Consider the following 9,024-nt stretch of genomic DNA (forward strand, 5'->3'; position numbering starts at 1 on the left):
CACCTGCACCACCTGCCACCAACCCCTGCCCAGAACAACCCCCACCAGCCAGAACCCGAGAGCCAGAGCAACTTAACGGAGTCCTACTAGTGCCGCATCTGGCAGCGTTTGCCCTGGCGGGGAGCGGGTGTTGATCTCTGTGATAGGTTCGGCTCTGCCGTGCTCGACTGTGAGTCCAAGGAGGTGAGACCGATCAACGCTGTGACAGGTCGGGGCTTCCTCCTTTGCGTGGTCTAGGGAGCGCCCGCACAAGGCATCCCGAAAGGCTTGAAACGCTGATGCGCTTCATCTCCCAGACGTCATCGGACGGCGTCACCGAGCAGTTCTTCATCCTCGACGAGATCCCCGGCGTGCTGTGGACGCCGGAACACGCCTCTGGTACTCGTCCCCTGATCCTGCTGGGTCATGGTGGCCGGCAGCACAAGGCGGCCCCCGGCAACGTGGCCCGCGCTCGCTGCTATGCCGCCGAGGGTTTCGCGGTCGTCGCGATCGACGCGCCCCACCACGGCGACCGGCCCCAGGACGAGGAGTTCGGCCGGATCGCGGCCGGGATGCGGGCTGGCATGGCCGCCGGTGAGAACCCGGGCGCGCTGGTCGCCGGCATGCACAGCCATCTGGCGCCTCAGGCCGTCGCGGATTGGCAGGCCGTGCTGACCGCGGTCCAGCGCCTCGACCAGGTCGGCGTCGGCCCGGTGGGCTACTGCGGTATGTCGATGGGCTGCGGGCTCGGCATTCCGCTCATCGTCGCAGAACCCCGAATCCGAGCTGCGGTGCTGGGCCTGCTCGGCGTGCACGGTCTGGCCGAGGACGCCGCGCGGATCACTGTACCGGTGCAGTTCGTGGTCCAGTGGGACGACCAGATGGTTCCGCAGGACCAGGGCCTGGCATTGTTCGACGCGCTGGCCTCATCCGAGAAGACGCTGCACGCCAACAGCGGCAGGCACGAGGATGTGCCGTCGTTCGAAGTGGACAGCTCGCTGAGGTTCTTCACCTGGCATTTGAGCTGACACCGCATCACAGTGCCCGGTGCGCTGGCCGGAACGTCGTTCCCGGCCGACGCGTTCGGTCGAGAGCGTCCGGCATGGCCGAGCGAGTGCGCGTCGGTGAGATCGATGATGACGAGGGCAGGCGGCGGTTGTGCATCATCTGCAGGGGTTCCGGTCGGGTGGTGACCTGGCGGCGTGCCCGGATGGTGCTGTTGTCCGCGCTAGGCACGCCGGTGGGGGAGATCGCTGGGGTGGCGTTCACGGGTGTGGACCGGGTCCGGGACGTGGTCCGCAACTTCGACGTGGCCGGTTTCGAGGTGCTCTGCCCGACGTGCAAGGGCGGCCGGCCCGGAACCTTCACGCTTCGGAAACGCCGGGATATCAAGGAGACTGCCAAGTCCGGGCGGGCCGCGTACGGCCTGCCGTTCTTGGCCTGGAGCCTGCTCAGGCCGGCCGGCTTCCTCGTCGCCGCGGGGGTGGTCGACGACTTCAGCCAAGAGGGTCTTCGGGTGCTGCTTGCCCATCCGGATCTTTCAGGTCCAGGCGCATCGCTCGCGCCTTGCCACCGCCCGCCTGTATGACCCGCAACGCCAGGCGGCGGTTTCCTCGCTGGTGGTGTAATTGAAAACGACTTCAGCCCTGTCACCGCGCGATCGTTCAACAATCGTCCGGCCTGTGCCTCGGGAGCCACCCGTGACGCCAGCGGGGTCTAACCCTTCAGTAGTGTTCCTCCGCGCTGGCGAAAAGACAATCTGGGACGTCCGGACGTACCGGTGCGGCTGCTTCTGTACGACGGCTTTCGCCGAGCGGGATACGAGCGATCGCTTCGGCCTCGTCTGTGCGGGAGCCTGCCTCGAACGCGGTCAGCCTGTCGAACGGATCCAGGAGGCGCCATGACAGCTGATGACCACTCGGGCTTTGACCCCGTGACCACTTTCGATCAGATCAATGCCGCGACCGGGCACCTCCTTGAGACGGCAGCGCGGTTCACTGACGCCGATGTGCGCGCGCCTTCCCTGTTGCCGGGCTGGTCGCGTGGGCACGTGCTGACCCATGTGGCCCGTAACGCCGACGGCGGCCGGAACCTGCTGATCTGGGCCCGGACCGGAAGAGAGACGCCGGAGTATCCGAGCCTGGCCGCCCGGGACGAGCAGATCGAGGCAGGGGCAGGCCGTAGTGCCACCGAGCTCATCGCCGATCTGCGCAGTGCCGCTGTCCGGTTCGCCATGGAGTACCGCGAGATGCCGCCCGAGGCGTGGAACCAGACGGTTCGCTGGACTCGTGGCCAGGAGCGAGCCGCCGCGCGTGCCGCCGACTCCCGGTTGTGCGAGGTGCTGATTCACCACGTCGACCTGAACGCCGACTACACGCCTGCCCAGTGGCCAACCGGCTTCGTCCGGGACATGCTCAGCCGTGTAGTGGCGTCCTTCAGCGCTCGCGATGGCGCTCCTGCGATGCGGCTACACACCACCGACACCGAGACCGGCTACGACATCGGTACCGCACGACTGGCGCCGATCATCCACGGCCCACAGGCCTCACTCCTGGCCTGGTTGATGGGACGAGCCCAAGGCACCGACCTTGTCGTCGACGGAGCTTCGGAGCTGCCCAGGCCACCGTTCCTCTACTAGGGTCCGTCTTCAAAGATCATCGGGTAGGAGATCATGGCGGGGTGATACGCCGTCATGAACTCACTGAACAGGAGTGGGAGTTGCTCGCTCCGCTGATACCGCGGGCTGCCACGGGGCGGCCGCGCGTGGCGGACCGGCGGGTCGTCAACGGGATGGTCTACAAGATCCGCACGGGGATCTCCTGGCGTGACCTGCCGGAACGCTACGGACCGTGGAAGACGGTCTACACCCGTTTTCGCCGTTACGCCCTGGACGGCGTGTTCACCCGGGCCCTGCAGCAGATCCAGGCCCGGGCAGATGCGGCCGGGGACATCGACTGGCTGGTCCAGATCGACTCGACCATCGTCCGTGCCCACCAGCACGCCGCCGCGACGGGGCGAAAAGGGGGAGGCATCGGCAGGACGAACCGGACGATCACGCCTCGGCCGGTCCCGTGGAGGACTGACCACCAAAGTCCACCTCGCCTGCGACGGCAGGGGCCGCCCGCTCGCGATCCTGCTGACCCCGGGGCAACGCCACGACAGCGTCTGCGCACGCCCGCTCCTGGAACGCATCCGAGTCCCCCGCACCGGAGCGGGCCGACCACGTTGCCGGCCCGACCAGGTCATCGCAGACAAGGCCTACAGCTCCCGCGGGTTCCGCGCCTACCTGGGTAAACGCGGCATCGCACACACCATCCCGGAGAAGACCGACCAGCAACGCCACCGCCACAACCGCGGCCGCCGGGGTGGCAGACCACCAGGTTTCGACCGCGAGGCCTACCGCCGACGCAACATGATCGAACGCTGTTTCAACCGCCTCAAGGGCTTCCGCGGCATCGCCACCAGATACGAAAAGACCGCCACTTCCTACGAAGCGGCGGTCACACTCGCGTCGTTCCTGCTCTGGGCAAGATCCGTTTGAAGACGGACCCTAGTGTCTTGTGATTCTGTTTGTGGAACCTGGGGCGTCTGTGATCGTTGAGTCTGTGCAGGCTCCCATTTCGTACAAGGGACAGAGCGATGAGACGCACTCTGTTTTGATCGTTTACGCGTCGGGCTGCGTGATCCTGCTCTGCGCCGCTGCCACGCTCTGGATCCGGCTGGGGATGGTCCGCGTGGGGGCCGGAAACGTTGATGAGGCTTCGTGAATTTGGCTCTCATCAACGTCTGCCGCGGATCGGATGGAGCGTCTATGAGGCGTCGCGAGTGAAGCGCCAGGCTCCGCAGGCGAGGGCGAGTGCAAGGTAGAGGGCGAGGTCGAAGAGAGCGAAGGGGAGGGAGGGGGTGCGTTCCGGGTGGAGGGGGTGTGGGTGGAGCTGGCCGAGGGTGTCAGCGGCGTTGCTCAGCATGAGTTTGCTGGGCAGGTAGGACCAGCCTTCGACGGCTTTGGCTGCGCCGTAGCCGAGATAGACCAGGGCGAAGAGCGCGGCGATGGCTCCGGCGGTGTGCCGGATGACGGCCCCGAGGCCGTAGCCCACGACGGTGACGACGAACAGGTAGAGCCCGGCACAGGACACGGCGCGCAGCACGCCCGGCGTGCCCGGGCCGACGTCCAGGTGCCGCCTGGCCAGGACCGCCTGCCCGATGAAGAAACTGGTGAACGCGGCCAGTTCGCCCAGCAGCAGGGCGCATCCGCCGATGACGAGGGTCTTGGCGGTGTAGGCGAGCGCGCGCCGGGGTGTCGCGGTCAGCGTCGTGCGGATCAGTCCGGTGGTGTACTCGCTGCTGATGCCCAGCACGCCGAGGACGCCGAAGGCGAGGACGGCGAAGGCGAAGCCGGAGAGCGAGTCGCCCACCGGGTCGAACTGGGCCCGGTCGGCCGTCGCCAGGTGTGGCCACGCGCTGGCGGTGTGCGCCACGTCCATGACGCTCAGCGCCAGGCCGAACGCCACGGCGATGAGGGCGGTGATCCAGGTCGAGCGGAGGGAACGCAGCTTGATGACCTCGGCGGCCATGGCGCCTGTCAGTGCGGTGGGCATCAGTGGCCCGTCCCTTCGGTGCGGTATTCCACGGCGGATTCGGTGAGGCCCAGGTAGGCGTCCTCCAGTGAGGCCCCGGCGGGAACGAAGTCGGTGATCGGGACATCGGCGAGCAGACGTCCTCGTCCGATGACGAGAAGATGGTCGACGGTGAGGGCCATCTCGCTCATCAGGTGGCTGGAGACCAGGACGGTGCGTCCTTCGGCGGCCAGCGACCGCATGAGGGCCCGGATCCACCTGATGCCTTCCGGGTCCAGGCCGTTGGCAGGTTCGTCGAAGATGAGCACCGGCGGGTCGCCGAGCAGGGCGGCGGCGATGCCCAGGCGCTGCTTCATGCCGAGCGAGTAGGTGCCGATCCTGCGGCGGGCGACGTCGGTGAGGCCGGTGAGGGCGAGTACCTCCTCGATCCGGCCGCGCCGGATGTGGTTGGTGGCGGCGAGTGCAGCCAGATGTGCGCGCGCCGTAAGGCCCCGGTGGACGGCCCCGGCGTCCAGGAGGGCACCTACCCGGCGCAGCGGCTGTTCGGCCTGGCGGTAGGGCACGCCGTCGACCAGGGCGCGGCCGGCGTCCGGGGTGTCCAGGCCGAGGACGGCCCGGATGGTGGTCGACTTCCCCGCTCCGTTGGGGCCCAGGAAGCCGGTCACATGGGCGGGCAGGACCTCGAAGCTGAGGTCGTCGACGGCGGCCTTGCGGCCGAAGCGTTTGGTGAGGTGTTCGCATCGAATCACGTGCATTACGGTGCCGGGGCGGGGGAGGCGATTCGTCTGCCTGCGGGCAGGACTTTTCGGGGCCGGGTCTGCCGTACGGCATAGCTCCCGCGGACGATGCGGGCGGAGCCGGGAGGCGCATACGCTCCGGTCGTGGAACGGAAGTCGCGTGCGGCCCCGCAGTTGCTGCGGCCCTACTGGCCGGAGGGCCTTGCAGTCCTGTCGCTGGCGGTGTGCGGACTGGCGCCGTGGCATCCGCAGGCGATCTTCTGGGGTGGAGTGCCGCTCGCCTTCGCGCTCTTCTGCGTCACCTCCCTGCGCCCGGCCCGCACTGCCGGAGTCGCCCTGGCCGCCGCCCTGGTGATGGCGGTCTCCACCGGCCTGCCCAGGTTCGAACACACCGGGGCCGTGGTGCCGTTCGCGCTGCTCTTCGGCGTCGCCTGGGCGATGGGCTTCGCGGTCGGCCAGCGGCGCCGGTATCTGCATACGCTGCTGAGTCAGGAACAGGAGCGCGCCGATCGCGAGGCAGCGGCGGAGCGGCTGCGCATCGCCCGCGAACTGCACGACGGCATCGCCCACGCGATGAGCGTGATCTCCGTCCAGGCGGGCTACGGCCGCCTGGTGCTCGACGACCGTCCCCAGGACGCGCGCAACGCGCTGGAGGCGATCGAGACCACCGGCCGGGAGACCCTCGTCGAACTGCGCCGCATGCTCGGTGTGCTGCATGATGACGGGGATGACGGGGACGGCACCGACAACCCGGCCCTGGCCCCCGCCCCTCGACTCGCCGACCTGGACCGTCTCGCCGAACGGACCCGGCGCCCCGGCCTGCGGATCGGCCTCGCCGTCACAGGCCGCGCCAGACCGCTGCCCCCGGGGCTGGAGGCAGCCGCGTACCGAATCGTCCAGGAGGCGCTGACCAACGTGGTCAAGCACGCCGACGCGAGCACCGCGCAGGTCACCGTCGCGTACGGTCCCGGCGAGCTCACCCTCACGGTGACCGACGACGGCAGCATCCAGCCGGCCCCGAGCCGCACCGGGCGCGGGTTGACCGGGATGCAGGAGCGCCTCGCCCTCTACGGCGGCACCCTGCTGGCAGGACCGGCCGCGACCGGCGGCTTCCGTGTACGGGCCAGCATCCCCGTGGACGGGCCACAGCCCACCGCCGCGGCGCGGGAGCGGCCGTGACCATCCGGGTCCTGGTCGCCGACGACCAGCAGCTGATCCGCATCGGCCTGGCCGGAATCGTGGACACCGCCCCGGACCTCACATCGATCGGCAGCGTCGGAACCGGCCGGGACGCCGTTGCAGCAGCCGCCGAACACCGGCCCGACGTCGTCCTGATGGACATTCGGATGCCCGAGATGGACGGCATCGAAGCCACCCGCCGTATCACCACCGCCGACCACGCACGTGTCCTGATGCTCACCACCTTCGACCTGGACGAGTACGTCTTCGGCGCACTGCGTGCCGGGGCCAGCGGCTTCCTCCTGAAGGACGCACCGCCCCTCGACCTGCTGTCCGCCGTCCGCACCGTCGCCCAGGGCGAGGCACTGCTCGCGCCACGCGTCACCAAACGACTCATCGCGGCATACGTCAACAGGCCGGCACCGCCACCACACGGTCAGGAACCGCCGCAACTGCCCGAGGCCGTCACCACCCGTGAACGTGAAGTGCTGCTGCTCGTCGCCGAAGGACTCACCAACGCCGAGATCGCCGAACGGCTGTACATCGGCGCGGGCACGGTGAAGACCCACGTCGCCCGGCTGCTGACCAAACTCGATGCCCGCGACCGCGTCCAACTCGTCATCCACGCCTACCGCAGCGGCCTCACTGGTGGCTACTGAACTTGAATGAGTGTTGTCGGAGAGCGGGATCGCCTCGCCTCGTGTAGATCACGAAGCAGGTGCTGCGACATGATGTGCGGGTGACGGAGAGTGGGGCGAATCTGCTGGCGTTGCTGCGTGAGCTCGATGACCCGCAGTGGCTTGAGTGGCCGGCAACGTACGACCGGAACGCAGTCGCTGCGCGGTTCGGCGAGCTGGTCACCCGGCTCGAAAGTGACTTCGGGGTTCCGTGCGTGGCTGAGCAGGATACGCAGGATTCCAGCGAGTTCGGGCGTGTCATTGTGCCCGCCGAGGCCACCGTTTGCGGGACCCGTCTCGTCGTCTGCGTGAGCAAGTTCGGGTCCCTTGCCCTGGTCTGTGCTGAGAATCCGGGAGCGTTCCTCGGGACGCAGGACGCCCAGGACGAGGGCGAACTGGACGCCGTCGATCTCGCCTCGGTCGAGCGGGTCCTGATCGAGCTCGGCTTCACGGTCGTCCCGGAGGAGCTGGTGGAGTCCGACTACGACGGTCCGAGTCGAGCGCACCTATACGCGCAGCGGCCCACTTGGTGGGACCGATTCTTCGGAACTTTCTGACGGACACGCTCCGAGGACCAGTCTCGTGCCTGCGAGGCAGCCGTCGATCAGGTGGGGGCGGTACTGGAGCTTCTTGAGCCTGCGCTTGACCGCGCGCGTGATCTCACCGAGGTTCGCCGCTGCGAGGTTGCCGATGTCTCGCTTGACCAGCGACCAAACGCCTTCGGTCGGGTTGAGGTCGGGCGCGTAGGTCGGCAGCTGTACGACGCTGAGCCACTCGGCATTGGCTTCGATGAACTCGCGCAGCGGCCGTGTCAGATGGAGCCGGACGTTGTCCCAGACCAGCACGATCGGGCCACCGAGCTGGATGCGCGCTCGGACGATCAGGTCGCGGAAGTCCCGCCAGCCGAATCCCTTCAGCTGGTCCTTGCGCCCGGTGTACTCGCGGACGGCGTAGAACAGCCGGGATCGCTCGCCGGGTTTGTAGCACGTCATGCCTGCCATCGAGACCCGGCCGGAACCACGACCGCGCACCCGCACGACCGGCGTGCAACCGCGGCGACCCCAGGTCCTGGCCCGCGGCGGAGTCATCGACTGCCCAGCCTCGTCCTCGAAGACGACCCAGGCCCCGCGCTCCGCCGCGATGCTTTTACCCGCGGCCAGGTCTCCTTCTTCCACACTTCGACCGCGTCGTCGTCACGCTCGATCGCGCGTCGTGCCGGCTGCTGCCACGACCAGCCGTGTCGCTTCAGCAGCTGCCAGGTGCCCTCGACCGTGTAGGAGACGTGGAACAGCCGACCGATCAACGTCTTGATCCGTGCCAGTGTCCACCGCTGGTCTACCCAGCCGTGAGCCAGCGGGCCGCGTTCCAGCTCCCGTTCCAATCGGGCGATCTGGACCTTGCTGAGTCTCGGCCGGCCCGGCGACCCCTTCGACAGCACTCCAGATTCGCCTTGCTCTCGCCAAGCTCGGCGCCACCGCTCTACTGATCGCTCGCTCACCCGCAGGACGGCAGCGATCCCGCTGTTGCTGTCCCCGCCTTCGAAGCGTGCGACGGCCTGAAGCCGTAATCGCTCCCGCGCCGCCCTGCCAGCGTCGGTCAAGCCCCCGCCCTGCGCGTACCTCACGCCCGAGGTCTACCGCACGAGCCAAGCCCTCGTCTGGCCAACGGCCCCGACATCACGCTTTCAGGTTCAGTAGTCCGCCCGGCCCTCGACCGGCCCCGAAAGGCCAAGTTCGCGAGACACGATGCCGTGGCCCACAAATGAGACGACCTTCTCTGCATCGACCTATGCCGAGACCGCGACTATGCCGAAGCCGTGTGCGTTGTTCCGCTCCATCGTGGGGTTTCGGCTGGGCATGGCTCTGCATAGTTTCC

The 9,024-nt window shown here is 68.2% G+C and carries 10 protein-coding genes and 1 pseudogene; 7 read left to right on the forward strand and 4 right to left on the reverse strand.

Annotated features, from left to right (window positions below; all coding sequences use genetic code 11):
- Positions 1 to 278: 278 nt before the first annotated feature.
- From ACIRR9_RS55245 to ACIRR9_RS55260, 4 genes and pseudogenes are all read left to right on the forward strand, one after another.
- A complete protein-coding gene (locus ACIRR9_RS55245) occupies positions 279 to 1,007 on the forward strand; it encodes a dienelactone hydrolase family protein (protein WP_403769459.1) in 729 nt (242 codons plus the stop codon).
- 74 nt (positions 1,008 to 1,081) lie between these two features.
- Positions 1,082 to 1,522 (forward strand): annotated as a pseudogene (locus ACIRR9_RS55250) (IS630 family transposase); the annotation flags it as partial.
- Positions 1,523 to 1,879: 357 nt separating this feature from the next.
- The gene (locus ACIRR9_RS55255; protein ID WP_403769461.1) at positions 1,880 to 2,617 is read left to right on the forward strand and encodes a maleylpyruvate isomerase family mycothiol-dependent enzyme; all 738 of its coding nucleotides are present in this window, start codon (positions 1,880 to 1,882) and stop codon (positions 2,615 to 2,617) included.
- 44 nt (positions 2,618 to 2,661) lie between these two features.
- Positions 2,662 to 3,520 (forward strand): IS5 family transposase gene (locus ACIRR9_RS55260; RefSeq protein ID WP_403769482.1). Its coding sequence is split into 2 segments (ribosomal slippage): positions 2,662 to 3,011 and positions 3,010 to 3,520, totalling 861 coding nucleotides; the frame shifts between segments, so codons are not numbered across the junction.
- A gap of 268 nt (positions 3,521 to 3,788) precedes the next feature.
- Here ACIRR9_RS55260 and ACIRR9_RS55265 read toward each other — a convergent pair.
- Positions 3,789 to 4,577 (reverse strand): ABC transporter permease, encoded by a 789-nt coding sequence (locus ACIRR9_RS55265; protein ID WP_403769464.1) that lies wholly within the window; start codon positions 4,575 to 4,577, stop codon positions 3,789 to 3,791.
- On the reverse strand, positions 4,577 to 5,311 hold the full coding sequence (locus ACIRR9_RS55270; RefSeq protein ID WP_403769466.1) for an ABC transporter ATP-binding protein: 735 nt from the start codon (positions 5,309 to 5,311) through the stop codon (positions 4,577 to 4,579). Before ACIRR9_RS55270 ends, ACIRR9_RS55265 begins: the two co-directional genes overlap by 1 nt.
- 126 nt (positions 5,312 to 5,437) lie before the next feature.
- Here ACIRR9_RS55270 and ACIRR9_RS55275 point away from each other — a divergent pair, with 126 nt between their 5' ends.
- The 3 genes from ACIRR9_RS55275 (at position 5,438) to ACIRR9_RS55285 (ending at position 7,706) form a co-directional block, all read left to right on the forward strand.
- Positions 5,438 to 6,472: a sensor histidine kinase gene (locus ACIRR9_RS55275; protein ID WP_403769468.1), complete on the forward strand. Its 1,035-nt coding sequence runs from the start codon at positions 5,438 to 5,440 to the stop codon at positions 6,470 to 6,472.
- Positions 6,469 to 7,131 (forward strand): response regulator, encoded by a 663-nt coding sequence (locus ACIRR9_RS55280; RefSeq protein WP_403769471.1) that lies wholly within the window; start codon positions 6,469 to 6,471, stop codon positions 7,129 to 7,131. Before ACIRR9_RS55275 ends, ACIRR9_RS55280 begins: the two co-directional genes overlap by 4 nt.
- 80 nt (positions 7,132 to 7,211) lie before the next feature.
- On the forward strand, positions 7,212 to 7,706 hold the full coding sequence (locus ACIRR9_RS55285) for a hypothetical protein (RefSeq protein WP_403769474.1): 495 nt from the start codon (positions 7,212 to 7,214) through the stop codon (positions 7,704 to 7,706).
- Here ACIRR9_RS55285 and ACIRR9_RS55290 read toward each other — a convergent pair.
- Complete coding sequence (locus tag ACIRR9_RS55290) at positions 7,656 to 8,237, reverse strand: transposase (RefSeq protein WP_403769477.1); 582 nt, start codon at positions 8,235 to 8,237, stop codon at positions 7,656 to 7,658. The genes ACIRR9_RS55285 and ACIRR9_RS55290 overlap by 51 nt on opposite strands.
- Positions 8,234 to 8,773: a winged helix-turn-helix domain-containing protein gene (locus ACIRR9_RS55295; RefSeq protein WP_403769480.1), complete on the reverse strand. Its 540-nt coding sequence runs from the start codon at positions 8,771 to 8,773 to the stop codon at positions 8,234 to 8,236. Before ACIRR9_RS55295 ends, ACIRR9_RS55290 begins: the two co-directional genes overlap by 4 nt.
- Positions 8,774 to 9,024 lie beyond the last annotated feature (251 nt).

The sequence above is a fragment of the Streptomyces sp. NPDC101234 genome (assembly GCF_044767525.1).
GTDB lineage: Bacteria > Actinomycetota > Actinomycetes > Streptomycetales > Streptomycetaceae > Streptomyces > Streptomyces sasae.